Source organism: Mycobacterium sp. E1715 (assembly GCF_001667625.1).
In the GTDB taxonomy this organism is placed as follows: Bacteria; Actinomycetota; Actinomycetes; order Mycobacteriales; family Mycobacteriaceae; genus Mycobacterium.
In genome coordinates, this window is sequence record NZ_LZJJ01000199.1 from 1 (window position 1) to 21367 (window position 21367).

At 70.1% G+C, this 21367-nt stretch carries 10 protein-coding genes; 5 read left to right on the plus strand and 5 right to left on the minus strand.

Going from position 1 to position 21367, the window contains the following annotated elements; all coding sequences use genetic code 11:
* A partial coding sequence (locus tag A9X03_RS11115) for a non-ribosomal peptide synthetase (RefSeq protein ID WP_156746534.1) occupies window positions 1-8854 on the plus strand: 8854 nt, incomplete at its 5' end.
* Between the two features lie 10 nt (window positions 8855-8864).
* On the opposite strand, the gene A9X03_RS11120 is transcribed toward A9X03_RS11115, so the two are convergent.
* Window positions 8865-9191, minus strand: a complete 327-nt coding sequence (locus A9X03_RS11120) for a DUF732 domain-containing protein (RefSeq protein WP_067890147.1) — start codon at window positions 9189-9191, stop codon at window positions 8865-8867.
* Window positions 9192-9651: 460 nt separating this feature from the next.
* Here A9X03_RS11120 and A9X03_RS11125 point away from each other — a divergent pair, with 460 nt between their 5' ends.
* The 4 genes from A9X03_RS11125 (at window position 9652) to A9X03_RS11140 (ending at window position 17065) form a co-directional block, all read left to right on the plus strand.
* Window positions 9652-11457 (plus strand): N-acetylglutaminylglutamine amidotransferase, encoded by a 1806-nt coding sequence (locus tag A9X03_RS11125; RefSeq protein ID WP_068261038.1) that lies wholly within the window; start codon window positions 9652-9654, stop codon window positions 11455-11457.
* The gene (gene ngg / locus A9X03_RS11130) at window positions 11454-13244 is read left to right on the plus strand and encodes an N-acetylglutaminylglutamine synthetase (RefSeq protein ID WP_067747965.1); all 1791 of its coding nucleotides are present in this window, start codon (window positions 11454-11456) and stop codon (window positions 13242-13244) included. Before A9X03_RS11125 ends, ngg begins: the two co-directional genes overlap by 4 nt.
* A gap of 54 nt (window positions 13245-13298) precedes the next feature.
* Window positions 13299-14780: an MFS transporter gene (locus A9X03_RS11135; protein WP_067890139.1), complete on the plus strand. Its 1482-nt coding sequence runs from the start codon at window positions 13299-13301 to the stop codon at window positions 14778-14780.
* A gap of 107 nt (window positions 14781-14887) precedes the next feature.
* Entirely contained in the window at window positions 14888-17065 is a 2178-nt protein-coding gene (locus tag A9X03_RS11140) for a glutamine synthetase III (protein WP_067747961.1), read from the plus strand.
* A 56-nt stretch (window positions 17066-17121) separates the two neighbouring features.
* On the opposite strand, the gene A9X03_RS11145 is transcribed toward A9X03_RS11140, so the two are convergent.
* The 4 genes from A9X03_RS11145 to A9X03_RS11160 all read right to left on the minus strand — a co-directional run.
* Window positions 17122-18087 carry an SPFH domain-containing protein gene (locus tag A9X03_RS11145; protein WP_197504910.1) on the minus strand — a complete coding sequence of 322 codons (966 nt, stop codon included), beginning with the start codon at window positions 18085-18087 and terminating at the stop codon, window positions 17122-17124.
* A gap of 171 nt (window positions 18088-18258) precedes the next feature.
* Window positions 18259-19764, minus strand: coding sequence for a serine/threonine-protein kinase (locus tag A9X03_RS11150; RefSeq protein ID WP_067747957.1), 1506 nt, complete (start codon window positions 19762-19764; stop codon window positions 18259-18261).
* 110 nt (window positions 19765-19874) lie between these two features.
* Window positions 19875-20699 carry a DUF1707 domain-containing protein gene (locus tag A9X03_RS11155; protein WP_067747955.1) on the minus strand — a complete coding sequence of 275 codons (825 nt, stop codon included), beginning with the start codon at window positions 20697-20699 and terminating at the stop codon, window positions 19875-19877.
* 6 nt (window positions 20700-20705) lie between these two features.
* Window positions 20706-21367 (minus strand): thioredoxin domain-containing protein (locus A9X03_RS11160; RefSeq protein WP_156746535.1); only part of this gene is annotated, 662 nt, incomplete at its 5' end.

Below are 21367 nucleotides of genomic sequence, written 5' to 3' on the forward strand. Positions count from 1 at the left end.
AGCGGTGGTCGTCGTGCGCGAGGACCGCCCCGGCGACAAACGCCTCGTGGGCTACCTCACCGGCACCGCCGACCCCACCGAACTCCGCACCGCGCTGGCCGAGCGGCTGCCGGGCTACATGGTCCCGGCCGCGATCGTGGTGCTCGAGGCGCTGCCCGTCACGGTCAACGGCAAACTCGACACCCGCGCGCTCCCGGCGCCGGAATACACGGCCTCGGGTTACCGGGCCCCGACCAATCCCGCCGAGGAGATCCTGGCCGGCATCTACGCGCAGGTGCTCGGCGTCGACCGCGTCGGCATGGACCAATCGTTCTTCGACCTCGGGGGAGACAGCATCTCGGCGATGCGGCTGATCGCCGCCGTCAACACCGACCTAGACGAATACCTCTCGGTGCGCGCCGTATTCGAGGCCCCCACCGTCGCACAGCTGGCACTCCGCATCGGTGAGGGCGCCGGGGGGCTCGAGCCGTTGGTGGCCGGCCCACGGCCCGCGGTGGTCCCGCTGTCCTTCGCGCAGAGCCGGCTATGGTTCCTCGACCAATTGCAAGGCCCCTCACCGGTTTACAACATGGCGGCAGCCATGCGGTTGCGTGGCCCGCTCGACGCCCAGGCGCTCGGAGCGGCCCTGGCCGACGTGGTGGGCCGCCACGAGAGCCTGCGGACCGTCTTCACCGCACCCGACGGAACACCGCAGCAGGTGGTCATCCCCGCCGAGCGAGCCGACTTCGGCTGGCACGTCGTCGACGCCGGCGGCTGGCCGGCGAGCCGGCTGGACGAGGCCGTCAAGGCCGCGGCCCGTGACACCTTTGACCTGTCGACCGATATCCCGCTGCGGGCCTGGCTGTTCCGCGTCGCCGACGACGAACACGTGCTGGTCGCCGTCGTGCACCACATCGCCGCCGACGGGTGGTCGCTGCGGCCGCTCACCGCCGACCTGGGCGTCGCGTACGCCAGCCGGTGCGCGGGCGAAGCGCCCCGCTGGCCCGAATTGCCGGTCCAATACGTCGATTACACCCTCTGGCAGCGCGACCAGTTCGGCGACCTGAAGGATCGCGACAGCCGCATCGCCGGTCAGCTGGCCTACTGGGAAGAGACCCTGGCCGGCATGCCGGAGCGGCTGCAGCTGCCCACCGATCGGCCCTATCCCGAGGTCGCCGACCAGCGGGGCGCGACCGTTCCGATCGACTGGCCGGCCGACTTGCAGCAGCAGATCACGGCGGTCGCCCGCGAACACAACGCGACCAGCTTCATGGTGGTGCAGGCCGCCCTGGCGGTGCTGCTGTCCAAGGTCAGCGCGAACAGCGATGTGGCGGTGGGCTTCCCGATCGCCGGGCGCCGCGACCCCGCCCTCGACCACCTGGTCGGCTTCTTCGTCAACACCCTGGTCCTGCGGGTCGACCTGAAAGAGCTAGGCGGCGACCCCACTTTCGCCGAGCTGTTGGACCGGGTGCGGACACGCAGCCTGGAGGCCTTCGAGCATCAGGACGTGCCCTTCGAGGTGCTGGTGGAGCGGGTCAACCCGACCCGGAGCCTGACCCATCACCCGCTGATCCAGTTGATGCTGGCCTGGCAGAACTTCGGCGGCCAGGACGGTGACCCCGCGACCGGACTGGCGCTGGGCGACGTCCGGGTCAGCTCGATCCCGTTGGACACCCAGGTCGCCCGCATGGACCTGACGTTCTCGCTCGCCGAGCGCTGGACCGAGGCGAACGAGCCCGCCGGAATCGGCGGGCGGGTCGAGTTCCGTACCGACGTGTTCGACGCCGACAGCGTCGAGACGCTGGTCGGACGCCTGCAGCGGGTGCTCGCGACGATGACCACCGAACCGACCCGGTCGGTGTCATCGGTCGACCTGCTGGACGCGGGCGAACACGCCCGGCTGGACGAGATCGGCCACCGGGCGGCGCTCACCGCGCCGGACCCCGTGCCCGCGTCGATTCCCGAGGCGTTCGCCGCCCAGGTCGCGCGCACACCGGATGCGTTGGCGCTCAGCTGCGCCGGCTCGTCGTGGAGCTATGGCGAGCTCGACCGGGCCGCCAACCGGTTGGCCCATGTGCTGGCCGGCCGCGGCGCCGGGCCGGGACGATGCGTGGCGCTGCTGTTCCACCGCTCGGCCGAGGCGATCGTGGCGATCCTCGCGGTGCTCAAGACCGGCGCCGCCTACCTGCCGATCGATCCCGCGCACCCCGCGGCCCGGATCGGCCTCATGCTCGCCGACGCCGCGCCGGTCGCGGCGCTCACCACCACCGAACTGGCCGCCCGCCTGGACGACCACGACGTGCCGGTCATCGACGTGGACGACCCCGCCGTCGACGCCCAGCCCGCCACCGCGTTGCCGGCGCCCAGCGCGGAGGACATCGCCTACCTCATCTACACCTCGGGTACCACCGGTGTGCCCAAAGGCGTTGCGGTGAGCCACCGCAACGTGATCCGGCTGATGGCGTCCGTGGACGCGGTCCTGCCCGACGGCGGGGTGTGGTCGCAGTGGCACTCCTACGGCTTCGACGTGTCGGTGTGGGAGATCTTCGGCGCGCTGCTGCGCGGCGGGCGCCTGGTGGTGGTCCCCGACGCCGTGGTCCGATCCCCGGAGGACCTGCACGCACTCGTCGTCGCCGAGGGAGTCAGCGTGCTGAGCCAAACCCCCTCTGCGGCAACGGTGTTGGACCCACGCGGGCTGGAGTCCGCGGCGCTGGTGGTGGCCGGCGAGGCCTGCCCGGCCGAGCTGGTCGACCGGTGGGCGCGCGACCGCGTGATGATCAACGCCTACGGGCCTACCGAGGCCACGGTGTACGCGGCGATCAGCGCACCCCTGACCCCCGGATCCGCCGTCGTCCCGATCGGCTCCCCGGTGGCCGGGGCGGCGCTGTTCGTGCTCGACGAATTCCTGCGGCCGGTGCCCCCCGGCGTGGTCGGCGAGTTGTACGTGGCCGGCGCCGGCCTCGCCCGCGGCTACTGGCGACGGGCGGGGCTGACGGCGTCGCGGTTCGTCGCCTGCCCGTTCGGCGGCCCCGGGGCGCGCATGTACCGCACCGGCGACCTGGTCCGCTGGGGCGCCGACGGGCAGCTGCAGTACCTGGGGCGCGCCGACGAACAGGTCAAGATTCGCGGCTACCGCATCGAGCTCGGCGAAATCCGGGCGGCGCTGGCCGAGCTTCCGGGGGTGCGGCAGGCGGCCGTCGTCGCCCGCGAGGACCGGCCCGGCGATAAGCGCCTCGTCGGTTACGTCACCGGGGCGGCGGACCCCGCCGACCTGCGCGCCCGCCTTGCCGATCGGCTGCCCGCCTACATGGTCCCGGTCGCCGTCGTGGCGGTCGACGCGCTGACGCTGACCCCCAACGGCAAGCTCGACGCCCGCGCCCTGCCCGCGCCCGAATACTCCGACGCCGACCGCTACCGCGCCCCGAGCACCCCGGTCGAGGAGACCCTGGCCGGCATCTACGCCCAGGTGCTCGGCGTCGAGCGGGTCGGCGTCGACGACTCCTTCTTCGACCTGGGCGGCGACAGCATCTCGTCGATGCAGGTGGTCACCCGGGCGCGCGCCGCGGGCCTGGCCTGCCGCACGCGCGACATCTTCGTCGAGAAGACCATCTCCCGGCTGGCCCGCGTGGTCGCGGCGGCCGACGGCGACGCCGGTGAGACCGACGAGGGCACAGGGGAACTGCCGGCGACCCCGATCATGCGGTGGCTGCAGGCCGTGAACGGTCCCGTCGACCAGTTCAATCAGACGATGGTCCTCGAGGCGCCCGCCGGCGTCACCGAGGCCGACGTGGTGGCGGTGCTGCAGGCGCTGCTGGACCGGCACGCCATGCTGCGGCTGCGAGTCGGCGACGACTGGTCGTTGACGGTGCCCGAGGCGGGAGCGGTGGACGCCGCCGACCGCCTGCGCACGGTCGACGCGCTGTCCGATGCGGCGGTGGTGGCGGCGCGGTCCCGGCTGGACCCGGCCGACGGGGTGATGGTGAGCGCGCTGTGGGTCACCTCGACCCGCCAGCTGGTGCTGATCATCCACCACCTGGCCGTCGACGGCGTGTCCTGGCGAATCCTGTTGGAGGACTTGAATATCGCGTGGGCCCAGCGTCGCGCCGGGCAGCAGGTGGCGTTGCCGCCGGGCGGCACGTCGTTCGCCCGCTGGGCCGCGCTGCTGAGCGAGCACGCGTACGCCCCGACCGTGATCGGGCGGGCCGACGCCTGGCGGCGGATCGCGGCGACGCCGCCCGCGCTGCCCCCGGTCCGGCCCGAGACCGACACCTACGAGACCGCCGAGCACCTGGCGGTGGAACTCGACGTGGGGACCACCCGCATCCTGCTCGGCGAGGCGCCGGCGGCGTTCCACGCCGGGGTCAACGACATCCTGCTGATCGGCTACGCGCTGGCGTGGGCGCAGTTCCTGGGCAGCGACGGAGCCCCGGTGGGCATCGACGTCGAGGGCCACGGGCGCCACGAGGAGCTCGCCGCCGGCGCGGACCTTTCGCGCACCGTCGGCTGGTTCACCACCAAGTACCCGGTGTCGTTGGCGATAGACGAATTGCCTTGGGCGCAAGTGCTTTCCGGAGCTCCCGCGCTGGGCGCGGTGCTCAAGCGTGCCAAGGAACAGTTGCGGGCGCTGCCCGACCCGCTCACCTACGGGCTGCTGCGCTACCTGAACGCAGAGGTCGACCTGGACGGCTCCGACCCGACGATCGGCTTCAACTACCTGGGCCGGTTGGGCGGGGCGGCGGCCGAGATGTCCGACGAGCTGTGGCGGGTCGCGCGGGACGGCTCGGCGATCACCGGCACCAGCACGGCGGTGCCGATGCCGCTGATGCACACCGTGGACCTCAACGCGGGCACCGCCGACACCGAGGCCGGCCCGCGGCTGCACGCCAACTGGACGTGGGCGCCGTCGGCCCTGGACCGCGAACAGGTCACCAGGCTGAGCCGGCTCTGGTTCGAGGCGCTGACCGGCATCTGCGCCCACGTGCGAGCCGGGGGCGGCGGGCTGACCCCGTCGGACATCCTGCCCGCCCGGCTGGCCCAGCAGCAGATCGACGAGCTCGAGCGGCGCAACCCGGTCGCCGACGTGCTGCCGCTGACCCCGCTGCAGCAGGGGCTGCTCTTCCACGCCACCACCACCCGGGCCCGCGAGGACGACCTGTATGTGGTGCAGCTGGACATGAGCGTGAGCGGCCCGCTCGACCCCGACCGGCTGCGCGCCGCGGTCCAGACGGTGGTGGACCGGCACCCGCACCTGGTCGCCCGATTCTCCGAGGAGTTCGACGAGGCGATACAGGTCATTCCCGCGAAACCGGCGATGGCGTGGCGCTACGTCGAGCTCGACGTCGGCGACGCCACCGACGAGCGGGTCGGCGAGCTCTGCGCCGCCGAACGCGCCGCCGTCTACGACCTGGCCGACCAGCCGGCCTTCCGGGTCGCGATGATCCGCACCGCCCGAGACCGCCACCGGCTGGTACTCACCATTCACCACATCGTGCTCGACGGCTGGTCCGTGCCGATCCTGGTGAACGAGACGTTCGCCGGCCTCACCGGACAGCGGCTGGGCCCGCCGGCGCCGTATCGCCGATTCGTCACGTGGCTGGCCGATCGCGACCTCGGCGCCGCCCGGGCGGCGTGGGGCGAGGTGCTCGCCGGCTTCGACACCCCGACGCTGGTCGGGCCGCCGCACCAGTTGGAGCTGGGCGCCCGGGGTCTTGCGACATTCTCGGTGTCGGCCGAGACCACCCGCGCGCTCGGCGAGCTGGCCCGGTCCTGCCAGAGCACCGTCAGTACGGTGCTGCAGGCCGCGTGGGCGCAACTGCTGACCTGGCTGACGGGCAACTTCGACGTCGCATTCGGCACCACGGTCTCCGGCCGCTCGGCCGACGTGGTCGGCGCCGAGTCGATGGTGGGCCTGTTGATCAACACGATCCCGGTGCGCGCCCGCCTCACCCCGGCCACCAGCACCGCGGACCTGCTCGAGCAGCTGCAGCGCGCACACAACGACACCTTGGAGCACGAGCACCTGTCGCTGAGCGAGATCCACCGAATGACCGGTCACGACAAGCTCTTCGACACGCTGTTCGCCTACGAGAACTATCCGCTGGAAACGTCCGCGATGGCGGTCAACCACCAGCTGTCCATCACCGACTTCAACGTCTTCGAACGCAATCACTACCCGCTGACGATCCAGGCCGCGCTGGCCGGGGACCGGCTCGGCCTCCGCGTGGAGTACGACGCCGGCGTCTTCGACGCCCACACCATCGACGCGCTGACCAAGCGGCTGGAGCGGGTGCTGGTGGCCATGACCACCGACCCCACCCGGCGGCTGTCTGCGCTGGACCTGCTCGACTCACCGGAGCGGGCCCACCTGGACGCGCTCGGCAACCGGGCCGCCCTCACCCGGCCGGTGCCGGCCGCCGCGTCGATCGTGGACCTGTTCGCCGCGCACGCGGCACACCAGCCGGACGCCGTGGCGATCGGCTGGGACGACCTGTCCATGAGCTACCGGGAACTGGACGAGGCCTCGAACCGGTTGGCGCGCCTGCTCATCGCCGAGGGCGCCGGGCCGGGACAGTCTGTGGCCCTGCTCTTCTCGCGTTCGGCCCAGGCGATCGTGGCGATCCTGGCGGTGCTCAAGACGGGCGCGGCATACCTGCCGATCGACCCGGCCGCCCCGGGCGCGCGGATCCGATTCATGCTTGCGGACGCGGCGCCGGTCGCCGCGGTCACCACCGGGGGATTGCGGTCGCGGCTGGACGAGCGCGACGTGCGGGTCGTCGACATCGAGGACCCGTCGATCGACGGCTATCCGCCCACCCCGCCGCCGGCGCCCGCGGCCGATGACGTCGCCTACGTGATCTACACCTCGGGCACCACCGGGGTGCCCAAGGGCGTGGCGGTCACGCATCGCAACGTGACCGGGCTGATCGGCTCGCTAGACGCCGGCCTGCCCAACCCCGGCGTATGGACGCAGTGCCACTCCTATGCCTTCGACGTGTCGGTGTGGGAGATCTTCGCGCCGCTGCTGCGCGGAGGGCGCGTGGTGGTGGTGCCCGAGTCGGTGGTGCGCTCGCCGGATGACTTCCGCGCGTTGCTGATCGAGGAAGGGGTCACCGTGCTGACCCAGACGCCGTCGGCGGTGGCGACACTGGATCCGGCGGGGCTGGAATCGGTGGCGCTGGTGATGGCCGGCGAGGCCTGCCCGGCCGAGGTGGTCGATCGCTGGGCACCGGGCCGGGTGATGGTCAACGCCTACGGCCCGACGGAGACCACGATGTGCGTGGCCATCAGCGCGCCGCTCGCGGCGGGCTCGGGGCCACCGCCGATCGGTTCGCCGGTGGCGGGCGCGGGATTGTTCGCACTCGACGCCTGGCTGCGCCCGGTGGCGCCCGGGGTGGTCGGCGAGCTGTACGTGGCCGGCACGGGCGTGGCCACCGGCTACGCCGGGCGGTCGGGCCTGACCGGGTCGCGATTCGTGGCGTGCCCGTTCGGTGGGCCCGGGACACGGATGTACCGCACCGGCGACCTGGTGCTCTGGGGCGCCGACGGTCAGCTGGTGTACGTCGGCCGCGCCGACGAGCAGGTGAAGATCCGCGGGTACCGCATCGAACTGGGCGAGGTCCAGGCCGCGCTGGCCCGGCTCGACGGCGTCGACCAGGCGGCGGTGATCGCGCGCGAGGACCGCCCCGGCGACAAACGGCTGGTCGGGTACGTCACCGGAACGGCCGACCCGGCCGAGGCGCGCACCGCGCTCGCGGGACGGCTCCCGGTCTACATGGTCCCGGCGGCCGTGCTCGCGCTCGACGCGCTGCCGCTCACCCCCAACGGCAAGCTGGACACCCGCGCCCTGCCCGCACCGGAGTACAGCGGCCGCGGCTACCGGGCCCCGTCCAGCGCCAGCGAGGAGATCCTCGCCGGCATCTTCGCCCGGGTGCTCGGTGTCGAGCGGGTCGGCGTCGACGACTCCTTCTTCGACCTGGGCGGCGACAGCATCTCCGCGATGCGGTTGATCGCCACGGTAAACAGCGCGCTGGCCGTCGACCTGGCGGTGCGCACCCTGTTCGACGCGCCCACGGTGCGGGACCTGAGCCGGCGCCTGGGCACGGACACGGCCGCCGACGACGAGATCGTCCCGGTGCAGACCTTGAAGCAGGGCGCAGGCGTTCCGGTGTTCTGCATCCATCCCGCGGGCGGCGTCAGTTGGCCGTATCAGGTCCTCGGCACCTACCTGGACTGCCCGATCATCGGGATCCAACAGGTCGAGCGCGAGGCCGACCCCCGGTCGATCCGGGAGATGGCAAAGACCTACGCCGATCGAGTGCAGGAGGCGTACCCGGCCGGGCCCTACAACCTGCTCGGCTGGTCGTTCGGCGGCGTCGTCGCCCACGAACTCGCGGTCGAACTCCAGCGCCGCGGATGCGTCGTCGCCCGCCTGATCCTGCTCGACGCCCAACCCGCCATCGACGACGGCGTCGCCTCGCCGGACGACGACCTGGGTGAGCAACAGGTGATGGCCGAGACCTCGTCATCCCAGCGGCTTTTCGAACTGCTCACCCACAACCTGCGTAAGAACGTCGAGCGGTACCGGTCCCACCGCCCGCGGGTCTTCAACGGGGACATCACCGTCGTCTCCGCAGCGCGGGACGACGCCGAGCGCGGCGCGTTCCTGTCGCGGTCCTGGCGGCCCCATGTCTCCGGTGAGATCCTCACCTACTCGATCGACTGCGGCCACGACGACATGCTGACCGCGGAATCGGTGGGCCTGTACGGCCAACGGCTCAGGCATCTGCTGGTCCTCGCGGAACGCCGGCTCGAACTGGCCCACGGCGGTCAGCATGGCGCTCGGGACGACAAGCTGCCCGGCGAGCGCGCCGGGTGACCGGGCCGCGCTAATTGCCGATGGTGGCCCGGTGCTGGGGACAATACGAGGCCACGGAAGCGCCGAGCAGGTAGCCGGCCTCGTGTGCCGACAGGTCGGTGGCCCGTACGACGTTGAGCACCAACGAGGTTGGCGACTTGCCCTTGTCGAGTCCGGCGCACATGTTGTGCCCCGCCGTGATCGCGGCCCCACGATCGGTGAAGACGATCCCGTTCCGCTGAATCTCCGCGAGGAATGAATCGTCGATTTGATCGGCCGAAGCGGGCGCGGCGAAATACACTGCGGCCCCCGCGGCCGCCGCACCGACCGCCCGCCACATCCCGGCATGCGCATTCATTCGGCTCTCACGGACTTCCTCAAAGTGACGACGGGGTGTCATCAGGGTGGCTGCACCGTAACCAGAACCGGCGCATCTTTCTCGGCGCCGCTGAGCCCACCACCTCACACGAACCGGCCCTGAAGTCAGGGTCGTCGCCACAACGCGCCGAGCGGTCGCCGCGGGAATCCCACCGAAACCGGTTGTCTTACAACATCTTCAATCTCGTCACCATCGAACCATGCGACCGGGCGGATGCGAATGGCGGTGCGCGCGGGGCGAAACACGAGAGCAGAGCGCAACCAACAATTAACAGGCGGGGGAGCGTCGCAACCAAAAAGCGGTTCTCCGGTGCGCTTGTTTGCTCGGGAACCGAGGGCCGGCGGCGGTTTCACCTCCCAAGGCGCCCCGCAGCCCGCGACGACGCATTTCACAGTGGCCGTTCGGGCGCGCGGCAACCGCCTTCGGTATGGTCCAAGGAGTGTGCGGAGTCACCGGGGAGGTAAGGCTCGACGGGCGGGTGCCCGACGTAGCAGCGGTGTCCGCAATGGCCGCCGTGATGACCCGGAGGGGCCCGGACGCGTCCGGCACCTGGTCACAGGGGCGCGTCGCGCTCGGTCATCGTCGGCTCAAGATCATCGATCTCAGCGAGGCCGGCGCCCAGCCGATGGTCGACTCGGAGCTGGGCCTGGCCATCGCCTTCAACGGCTGCATCTACAACTACAAGGAGTTGCGCCGCGAACTCACCGGACACGGCTACCGGTTCTTCTCGCACAGCGACACCGAGGTCCTCATCAAGGCCTACCGGCATTGGGGCGATGACTTCGTCAGCCACCTGCACGGCATGTTCGCCTTCGCCATCGTCGAGCGCGACACCGGCCGGGTGCTGCTGGGCCGGGACCGGCTGGGGATCAAGCCGCTCTACCTGACCGAGGACAGCCACCGGATCCGGTTCGCCTCGGCCCTGCCGGCGCTGTTGGCCGGCGGCGGCGTGGACACCCGCATCGACCCGGTCGCCCTGCACCACTACATGACCTTCCACTCGGTGGTCCCGGCGCCGCTGACCATCCTGCGCGGGGTCCGCAAGGTGCCGCCCGCGTCGCTCGTCGCGATCGAGCCCGACGGCCGGCGCACCATCACCACCTACTGGACCCCCGACTTCACCCGGCACGACGACCGCGCCGCCTGGTCGGAAACCGACTGGGAAGAGGCGGTGCTGGACGCGCTCCGCGTCGCGGTCAAGCGCCGGTTGGTCGCCGACGTGCCGGTCGGCTGCCTGTTGTCCGGCGGTGTCGACTCCAGCCTGATCGTGGGCCTGCTCGCCGAGGCCGGCCAGCACGGCCTGATGACCTTCTCCATCGGCTTCGAGTCGGCCGGTGGCGTCGAGGGCGACGAGTTCCGGTGGTCGGACATCATCGCCCGGCGCTTCGAAACCGACCACCACCAGATCCGCATCGGAACCGAGCGGATGCTGCCCGCGCTCGACGGGGCGATCGGCGCGATGAGCGAGCCGATGGTCAGCCACGACTGCGTCGCCTTCTACCTGCTCAGCCAGGAAGTGGCGCGGCACGTGAAGGTCGTGCAGTCCGGCCAGGGCGCCGACGAGGTGTTCGCCGGCTACCACTGGTACCCGCCGATGGGCTCGCCGGCCGCGGCGTCGCTGGAAGGCTCGGTCGCCGAGTACCGCGGCGCGTTCTTCGACCGCGATTCCGCCGAAATGGCGGGTCTGCTGGGCCCGGGCATCATGGCCCCGAATGACCCCAGCGAGCGCTTCGTCACAGAGCACTTCGCGCGCGCCGGCGCCGAGACGGGCGTCGATCGCGCGCTGCGGCTGGACACCACCGTCATGCTGGTGGATGACCCGGTGAAACGGGTCGACAACATGACCATGGCCTGGGGCCTGGAGGGTCGGGTCCCGTTCCTCGACCACGAGCTCGTGGAGCTGGCGGCGACCTGCCCGCCGGAGCTGAAGATCGCCCACGAGGGCAAGGGCGTCCTCAAACAGGCCGCGCGACGGGTGATTCCATCGGAGGTCATCGACCGGCCCAAGGGTTACTTCCCGGTTCCGGCGCTGACCCACCTCGAGGGGCCCTACCTCGACATGGTGCGCGACGCCCTCTACGCGCCGGTGGCCAAGGAGCGCGGCCTGTTTCGCACCGAGGCGCTCGACGCGCTCCTGGCCGACCCCAACGGCAAGCTGACCCCGCTGCGCGGCAACGAGCTCTGGCAGATCGCCCTGCTCGAACTGTGGCTGCAGCGGCACGGCATCACGGGTCCGGTGGCATGACCGAAACCGATCCCTCTGGCGACCACACCGAGGCGATCACGATGGGCCTGCACGACGCCTCGCCGCCGGAGCTGGTGGAGGCGATGGCCAAGGATGTCGAGCTCGAATTGGGCTGGGGCCGGCTGATTTTCGGCCAGACCTTCGCCGACGCCCGCCAACTGGTCGAGGCGCTGCGCCGGGAGGGGCCCGGTCGCCGCGACATCTGCATCTACGCCCGCGAATCCCACGTGGTCGTCGCCGAAGCGCCGACCGAGCTGTTCATCGACCCCAGCCACACCTATCGGCTGCGCTTCGCCGACGCGAAGAAGACGGAGGACCCGGCGCCGGTCGGCGTGACCGTGCGCACGCTGAACGACCCGGTCGACGCCGACGCGATGAACCGCGTCTACGTGCGGTGCGGGATGGTCCCGGCCGGCGTCGACGTGATCTGGAACAACCACCTCAATGTCCCCGCGGTGACCTACCTGCTGGCCGTGCGCGATACGGACGGCGCCGTGGTGGGCACCGTCACCGGCGTCGACCACGAGTTGCTGTTCGACGATCCCGAGCAGGGGTCGAGCCTGTGGACCCTGGCCGTCGACCCGGCGGCCGGGCTGCCCGGCATCGGCGCGGCCCTCACCCGCGCGCTGGCGGAGCGCTTCCGCAGCGCGGGCCGCGCCTACATGGACCTGTCCGTCGCGCACGACAACGCCGCGGCCATCGGCCTGTACGAGAAGCTGGGCTTCGTCCGGGTCCCGGTGCTGGCGATCAAGCGCAAGAACGCGATCAACGAGCCGCTGTTCAGCCCGCCGCCCGAGACGGTCGACGACCTCAACCCCTACGCCCGGATCATTGCCGACGAGGCGCTGCGCCGCGGCATCTGGGTCGAGGTGCTCGACGCCGAAACCGGCGAGATGCGCCTCACCCACGGCGGCCGCAGCGTCGTCACCCGCGAATCGCTGTCCGAATACACCTCGGCGGTGGCCATGTGCCGCTGCGACGACAAGCGCCTGACCCGCCGCCTGGTCTCCGAGGCGGGCATCACGGTGCCCCGCGCCCGCCTGGCCACCTTCGACGAGGGCGACTACAACTTCCTCACCGAGGTCGGCGAGGTCGTCGTCAAACCGACCCGCGGCGAGCAGGGCAAGGGCATCACCGTCGGCGTGACCGCCGAGAACGGTCCCGAAGAGCTGGCCGCCGCCCTGGCCCGGGCCCGTCAGCAATACCCGGACGTGCTGATCGAACAGCGGGTGCAGGGCGACGACCTGCGGCTGGTGGTGATCGACGGCCGGGTGGTCGCCGCCGCGCTGCGGATGCCGCCCGAGATCATCGGCACCGGCGAGCACAGCATCCGCGACCTGATCGCGGCCGAAAGCCGGCGGCGCTCCGCGGCCACCGGAGGGGAATCCCGCATCCCGCTCGACGACCTCACCGAGTCGACGGTCGCCGAGGCGGGCTGGACGCTGGACGACGTGCTGCCCCAGGGCACCCGCCTGCGCGTCCGCCGCACCGCCAACCTGCACCAGGGCGGCACCATCCACGACGTCACCGCCGTGGTGAACTCCGAACTGTGCCGGGTCGCGGTCACGGCGGCCGAGGCCATCGGCATCCCCGTGACGGGCATCGACCTGCTGGTGCCCGACGTCACCGGCGCGGAGTACGCCTTCATCGAAGCCAACGAACGGCCCGGGCTGGCCAACCACGAACCTCAGCCCACCGCCGCGGCCTTCATCGACTTCCTGTTCCCCGGCCACCCGGGCCAGCCGCAAGCCTGGACACCCGAGGAGTCGCGCGCCGACCGCGGCTGAGGCGTGCGAAGCGCCTCGCTTGGGTACTTCTGAAGCCACCCGGATAGGAGCCAGATGAGCGGAAGCGTGCAAACCGGAACCATCACCACCCACGTGCCCGCGCGCCTGGACAGGCTGCCGTGGTCGCGATTCCACTGGCGCGTCGTCATCGGGCTGGGCGGGGTGTGGGTCCTGGACGGGCTCGAGGTCACGATGGTGGGCAACGTGTCCGCACGCCTCACGGAGAAGGGCAGCGGCATCGACCTCGACGCCGCGCAGATCGGCATGGCGGCCGCGTTCTACATCGCCGGGGCGTGCCTGGGCGCGCTGTTCTTCGGCCACCTGACGGACCGCTTCGGGCGGCGCAACCTGTTCATGCTCACCTTGGCGGTCTACCTGGCCGCCACCGTCGCGACCGCATTCGCCTTCGCCCCTTGGTATTTCTTCGTCGCGCGGTTCTTCACCGGGGCCGGCATCGGCGGCGAATACGCCGCGATCAATTCGGCCATCGACGAGTTGATCCCCGCCCGCCTGCGCGGCCGCGTCGACCTGATCATCAACGGGACCTACTGGCTCGGTTCGGCGGCCGGGGCGGCCGGCGCGCTCGTCCTGCTCGACACGTCGAACTTCGCGCCCAACATCGGCTGGCGGCTGGCCTTCGGCGTCGGCGCCATCTTCGGCATCTTCGTGCTCCTCGTCCGGCGCAACGTCCCCGAGAGCCCGCGGTGGTTGTTCATCCACGGCCGCGACGAGGAGGCCGAGCGGGTCGTCGGCGAGATCGAGGAGGCGGTGCGGCGCGAGACCGGTGAACCCCTGCCCGAGCCGCACGGGCGCGGGCTCAAAATCCGTCAGCGCGAAACGATCTCGTTCCGCGAAATCGCCCGGGTCGCCTTCAGGCTCTACCCGCAGCGCGCGATCCTGGGGCTGGCGTTGTTCACCGGGCAGGCATTCCTCTACAACGGCGTGACGTTCAATCTGGGCACGCTGTTGAGCGGGTTCTACGGCGTGCCGTCGGGGAAGGTGCCGCTGTTCTTCATCCTGTGGGCGCTGAGCAATTTCGTCGGTCCGCTGGCGCTCGGCCACCTCTTCGACACCGTGGGCCGCAAGCCGATGATCACGGCCACCTACATCGGCTCCGCCGTCGTCGCCGTCGCCCTCGCCATCCTGTTCGTGACCCAGACCGGCGGCGTCTGGGCGTTCATCGGCGTCCTCGCGGTCACGTTCTTCCTGGCGTCGGCGGGCGCCAGCGCGGCCTACCTGACGGTCAGCGAGATCTTCCCGATGGAGACCAGGGCGCTGGCGATCGCGTTCTTCTACGCGGTGGGGACCGCGATCGGCGGCATCACCGGCCCGCTGCTGTTCGGGCAGCTGATCAACTCCGGGGAACGCGGGCAGGTGATGTGGTCGTTCCTGACGGGCGCCGCGGTCATGGCGATCGCCGGCCTGGTCGAATTGCGGCTCGGGATCGCCGCCGAACGGCGCCCGCTGGAAGAGCTCGCCCTGCCGTTGACGGTGGACGACACCGAGGCCGGCGACCGCGGGCCGTCTTCTGTTTGAAACCATCGCGGCGATACCGGTGACGCGCGCGTAACAAATTCGCCATCGGAAGTTCCTAGTGTGAGTCGGTCCACCAGACGGGGGCCCAATCAGCGATAGGAATTCCATTGAGCGGTAACGCGGTCCGCCTTCAGGCGATCAACAATGTCGAGGGATACGTTCCCCCCGCCGTCAGCTTCGTCCCGGGCGAGCTGCCCGGGGAGATCTTCGGGTCCAACGTCTTCACCAAGGCGGAGATGCAGGCGCGGCTGCCCAAGGCGGTGTACAAGTCGATCGTGGCGACCATCGACAAGGGCGCCAAGCTGGACCCCGCGGTCGCCGATGCGGTCGCGGTCGCGATGAAGGATTGGGCGCTCGAGAAGGGCGCTACCCACTACGCGCACGTCTTCTACCCGATGACCGGGCTGACCGCCGAGAAGCACGACAGCTTCCTCGAGCCCGTCTCCGATGGGCAGACCCTCGCCGAGTTCGCCGGGAAGACCCTGATCCAGGGCGAGCCGGACGCCTCCAGCTTCCCGTCGGGCGGGCTGCGCAGCACCTTCGAGGCGCGCGGCTACACCGGTTGGGACGTGACCAGCCCCGCCTACGTGCTGGAGAACCCGAACGGCAACACGCTGTGCATCCCGACGGTGTTCGTCTCGATGACCGGTGAGGCGCTCGACTACAAGACGCCGCTGCTGCGCAGCCAGCAGGCGATGGGCATCCACGCCGAACGCATCCTGACGCTGTTCGGCCACAAGGACCTCAACAAGGTGGTGTCGTTCTGCGGGCCGGAGCAGGAGTACTTCCTCGTCGACCGGCACTTCTTCCTGGCGCGGCCCGACCTGATCAACGCCGGGCGGACGGTGTTCGGCGCCAAGCCGCCCAAGGGCCAGGAATTCGACGACCACTACTTCGGGTCGGTGCCCGAACGGGTGCTCGGCTTCATGATGGACACCGAACGGGAGCTGTTCAAACTCGGCATCCCGGCCAAGACCCGGCACAACGAGGTCGCCCCCGGGCAGTTCGAGGTGGCCCCGATGTTCGAGCGGGCCAACATCGCCTCCGACCACCAGCAGCTGCTGATGACGGTGTTCAAGACGCTGGCCAAAAAGCACGGCATGGAGTGCCTTTTCCACGAGAAGCCGTTCGCCGGCGTCAACGGCTCGGGCAAGCACGTCAACTTCTCGGTGGGCAACGCCGAGCTGGGTTCGCTGCTGGTGCCCGGCGACACGCCACACGAGAACGCCCAATTCCTGGTGTTCTGCGCCGCGGTGATCCGCGCCGTCCACAAGTTCGCCGGCCTGCTTCGCGTTTCGGTCGCCTCGGCCACCAACGACCACCGGCTGGGCGCCAACGAGGCGCCGCCCGCGATCATCTCGATCTTCCTCGGCGAGCAGCTCGCCGACGTGTTCGAGCAGATCGCCAAGGGGGCGGCCACGTCGTCAAAGGGCAAGGGCACCATGATCATCGGCGTCGACACCCTGCCGCCGCTGCCGACCGATCCCGGCGACCGGAACCGCACCAGCCCGTTCGCGTTCACCGGCAACCGGTTCGAGTTCCGGGCGCCGGGCTCGGGGCAGACGGTCGCCGTGCCGATGATCGTCCTCAACACGATCATGGCCGACTCGTTCGACTACATCGCAACGATTTTGGAAAAGGCGGTCGAGGCCGGCGAGGACTTCGACGCCGCGGTGCAGAAGCTGCTCACCGAGATCATCACCGATCACGGCGCGGTCGTGTTCAACGGCGACGGGTATTCGGAGAACTGGCAGATCGAGGCGGCCGAGCGCGGATTGCCCAACCTCAAGACGACGCTGGACGCCATTCCGGAACTCATCAAGCCGGAATCGGTCGAAGTCTTCGAGAAGTACGGGGTTTTCAACGAACGCGAGCTGCACAGCCGCTACGAGGTCCGGCTCGAGCAGTACGCGCTCACGATCGGTGTGGAGGCGAAGCTGGCCCTGGAGATCGGTACGACGGTCATCCTGCCCGCCGCGCTGCGCTACCAGACCGAGCTGGCCGGAAACGTCGCGACGTTGAAGGCCGCCGGGGTGGAGCCGAACACGGCCGCGCTGGAAGCGGTTTCGGCCCCGCTGAACGACCTCACCGCCGCGCTGACGACGCTCAGGGCGGCGCTGTCCGAGCATTCGGCGGAATCGGCGCTCGAGGAGGCCAAGCACGCCCAGGCGGCGCTGCTGCCGGCGATGGACGCGGTGCGTGCCGCCGCCGACGCGCTGGAAGGCGTTGTGGCCGACGACCTGTGGCCGCTGCCGACCTACCAGGAGATGCTCTACATCCTCTGAGAGACGAGTTCACCCGCCAAGTCGTGTTGCACTGCAGGCCTTCAGCGCCAACGGGTTCAACGCGGCACCTGCACCAGCGGCTGACCACCGATCTGACCCCAGCACCCAGCCGGGTCGCGCCCGTTCTTGACCTGGTCGTTCAGGCAGTTGAAGATCGCGATCCGCAGATCCGGTGGCGGCTGGTTGGCGCGCTGCTCGGCGGCCAACCGATTCTGCTCGGCGGTCTTGACGTCCTGCTGGGCGTTGATCGTCTCCTGAACCTTCTGGTTGTAGGCATCGATCCGTTGCTGGGTCGGCTGGTCATAGAAGATCCTCGGAATCCGGACGTCGAGGATCTCGATCTCGGAGCCCACCGCGTCCTGCAGGTCCTTTTTGACCTGGGCGGCCATCGCGGGTAAGTCCGCGCCCTGGGCCGGCGCGGGCATTTGCGTCGCCCCGCCCGGCGCGTTCGCCGCGGCCGCCAGCATGACCTGCGGGTTGAACGTCGCGAACACCTTGGACAACGCGACTTGGGCCTGCCGGTCCACCAATTGCTCTTTGATCGTCTGGAATACGTTGGCCCCGCCGTAATCCTGGAACAGCTTGGGGGCGGCACCCTCGCGCAGCCGCCAGTTCAGGTTTTCATCGACGTAGGCGGTGGAGTTGTTGGCCAGCCGGACGTTGATGGCCGCCGGGTTGTTGTTCGCACCTTTGCCCTGGCTGGCGTCGTCGTAGCTGTTGGATTCAAACGCCTGCAACTGGATCGCTTCCGAGAGCTCACTGACCTTGCGCCACGGCGCATGCCAGACGATCCCCGCGCCGTGCACCCCCACCGGCTTGCCGAATTCGGTGATGATTCCGACGTTGCGGGTGTCTACCCGGTCGTAGGCGCTGATCAGCGTGAAGATCACGCCGAACAAAGCGGCGCTCGCCGTGATCGCCCACCACGTCAACCTCGTCTTGCTGCCGAGCAAGGCGCTCGCGGTGAGGGCCGCGATCGCCGCCAGGAAGAACAGGATCGCCAAAATCCACCAGCCAGGCACGACATTCCTTTCCTTGAATTGAGATCCGGCGGGAATTGCTTGACAGGGGGCGAGCGTACGGCGAACCGAAGAGCGTGAAAAGCACCATGTGGCACCCCTTTAGGCCGGTCCGGGTGAGCGTACCCCGCAGCCAGCGGGCGGACAGTGGGATCTCGCGCTGGACCTCACGGGTCAGCCGTAGGCGTCCCACCAGGTGTGCAGGTCCTCGACGGTGGCGGGGTCGCCGGAGACGTCGCTGAGCATGAGCTTCTCGTCGTTGGTCCAGATCACGTTCGGGTGGTTGTTGTAGCTGCCGCAGGCGATCAGGCCGGCCATGTCGTTGGGGGTCTGGTCGTAGTGCCAGCTGACGGGTGAGCGTCCCTCGCCGGGGCAGTTCACCAGGTTGACGTTGGCGATGTCGTCGTTGAAGGCCTTCTTCAGCTTGTTGGGCGTGGCGAACAGCCCGTAGGTGGCGTGACTGGGGCCGCCGGGCTGGGTGTTCTGCCCGCAGGTCACCATCGCGACCGCGTGCACCCAGATGCTGCCCGACTCCGGGGTGGCGGGCGTGCACGTGCCGGCCAGGTAGCCGGGCGGGAGCAGGCTGATCAGCCGGGCCTGTTGGTCGTCGGGGGCGGCGGATGACGGCGGTGGGGTTTTCGCGACCGTCGCCTTGGCGTGCCGCTGGCCGGACGGTTTCAGCGCAAGCCAGATTCCGACTGCGCAGACGGCGACGACGGCCACCACTGCGGCGGCCACGATCGGCCAGCGGTTGCGCTTGGGCGGTGCGGAACGGTGCTGTAATCCGATTGCGGGAGAGACGATTTCGCTGTCCCGCAGGATGGTCTCGGCGCGTTGGCGTTCCGGGCTGCTGAGCGCGCGGTGCGCCGCCTCGGCGAGGGCGCCGGCGGTCGGGTAGCGCTCGATCGGGGTTTTGGCCATGCCGCCTGCGATCACGGCGTCGAACGCCGGGCTCACCCCCGAGCCTTGTTCGCTCGGTTTGGGAATGGGTTGCATCAGGTGGGCGCTGACCAGCATGCCGGTGCTGTCGGCGGGGTAGGGCGGGGTCGCGGTCAGGCACTCGTAGAGCACACAGGCCAGCGCGTAGACGTCGGCGCGGGGCGTCACCTCTTCACTCGAAAACCGTTCGGGCGCCATGTATTTCAGGGTGCCGACGGCGGTGCCCAGTTGGGTGAGCTTCTCGTCGGACTTGGCGCTGGCGATGCCGAAGTCGACGAGATAGGCGAAGTCGTCGCCGGTGATCAGGATGTTCTGCGGTTTGACGTCGCGGTGGGTCACCCCGGCGGCGTGCGCGGCGTCCAGGGCGGCGGCGACCTGGTGGACGATGGCCACCGCCCGCGACGCCGGCAGCGGGCCCTCCCGTTCCAGCAGGCTGCCCAGGTCGATGCCCTCTATGAGGCGCATCTCCAGGTACAGCTGCCCGTCGATCTCGCCGTAGTCGTGGATGGGCACCACGTGCGGCTCCAGCAGCCGGCCGGTGATCCGCGCCTCGCGTTCCATTCGCTTGCGGAACACCGGATCCTGGCTGAACGTGTGCGACATCAGCTTGAGCGCCACCGTCCACTGTTTGACGGTGTGCTCGGCCTCGTAGACCTCGCCCATCCCGCCGCGGCCGAGCAGGCGCTTGAGGTGGTAGGGGCCGAACATCGTCCCCACCCGCGAGCCCTGGCCGCCGGTCATCGAGTGCCTCCCGTCGACGGACCGTGGCGGTGAGCGCACACCGATCTCACCGCAGAAACGTACAACATCGACCCGGCAGACGTCGGCCGCGCGACGGCGGGCCGCCGCGATCAGTGCACGGGGGGAGCGACCTGCGTGACGGTGCCGTCCGGGGCGAGCACGATGGTGCCGCTGAGGGCCCCGTCGCTGACGCTGATCTGTAGGTGCAAGCCGCCGTCCTTGCGGGACTCGATCGCCAGGAAGATCCGGTTGGCGTCGTAGATGTGCAGGGTCTGCGGCGCCTGCTGCACGACGTCGACGACCGCCTGCACGTCGAACTTGCTGAGGTCACCGACCACCAAGCGGGAGGACACCGCGTTCTCGGGGCCGACGCTGGCCCAATTGCCGTCGCGGCCCAGCCAACTCACCACCTTCTGGGGGTTCGCGGTGTCCGGACGCATGACCACGACCTGGGTTTGGTAGATGTTCAGCTGGTAACCCAGCGTGTCGCCGAACTGCGTCCGCATCTGCGCCAGCACGCCGCTCACCCCGCTCAGGCTCAACAGCTGTGGCGGCGGAGGCGTCGGGGTGGTGGTCATGGCCGCGGAGCTGCTGGGGGCCGCACTCGGGGCGGCGGATGGCGCCGGGGCCGAAGGGGTGTCGCGTTGCAGTCCCCAGGCGATGCCGCCGCCGATCAGCACCAGCGCGACGGCCGCGGCAATCCCGGCCCGGCGCCTGTTGATTCCCGCGGGTGACGACGGAGCTCGCTCGGCGGCCGGGTGGATCTGCAGGTCGGCCACCAGCGACCGCAGCTCGCGCAGCGTCGTGGCCCTGGTGGCGGCGCTTACCCGCTCGCGGTGCTCTTCGGTCGACAACTGACCGTCGCCGAGCGCCGCGTCGAGCGCCTCGCAGGTCCGGTTGCGGTCGTTGTCGCTGGCCCGGGTGTCATCGATCATCGCCCGCTACCCGAGAAGCTTGGTCAGCCAGGTCGGGTCGGAGTAGTTCACCGACGCGGTGCCGTCCCACACGAACGGGGTCGAGTTGGCGTTGAGCCCGGACAGCGTCGCGTAACCGGCCGCGGATTTCGCCTTGCCCGTGCCGACGTCGTCCCCGGACTTGATGCACGTCAGCACGTCGGCGTCCGCGCCGACGTTCTTGGCCAGCTGGGCCAGTTCGCCGTCGGTGCGGTCCTCGGCGGCGTCCTCCGCCGGCTGGAAGTTGCTGGCGAACAGGCCCGAATAGAAGGCGGTGTACGTCTTGGGGTCGCTTTGCGCCGCGACGCAGTACGACGCGGCCACCGCCCGGGTCGAGTAGTTCTTGCTGTGCGACTTGTCGTCGAGGAAGTCGAGCAGGTGATAGCGCACCGCGAGCTTCTTGTTGTTCACGGCGGTGTCGATGTCGCCCGCGTTCGACCGGATGAAGCTGCCGCACGGCGGGCAGATCGGTTCGTTGAAAATGTCGATGGTGGTCGATGCGGCCGAGCTGCCCACGAACACACCGTCGTCGAGCACCCGCAGCGCGACGGCGTCCGCGGGCGGCGGTGGCTTCGTCGGCTCCGGCCGGGGCGCCGATTCCCAGGGCCGGACGACGGCGAGCGCGACGCCCACGATGGCCACCAGGGCGG

What these genes read in the sequence shown, in the direction of transcription:
- A9X03_RS11150 (WP_067747957.1), bottom strand. Translation starts at nt 19,764, where the DNA reads ATGACCGGCGGCCAGGGCTCGCGGGTGGGGACGATGTTCGGCCCCTAC.
- ngg (WP_067747965.1), top strand. Translation starts at nt 11,454, where the DNA reads ATGACCGAAACCGATCCCTCTGGCGACCACACCGAGGCGATCACGATG.
- A9X03_RS11155 (WP_067747955.1), bottom strand. Translation starts at nt 20,699, where the DNA reads ATGATCGATGACACCCGGGCCAGCGACAACGACCGCAACCGGACCTGC.
- A9X03_RS11135 (WP_067890139.1), top strand. Translation starts at nt 13,299, where the DNA reads ATGAGCGGAAGCGTGCAAACCGGAACCATCACCACCCACGTGCCCGCG.
- A9X03_RS11120 (WP_067890147.1), bottom strand. Translation starts at nt 9,191, where the DNA reads ATGAATGCGCATGCCGGGATGTGGCGGGCGGTCGGTGCGGCGGCCGCG.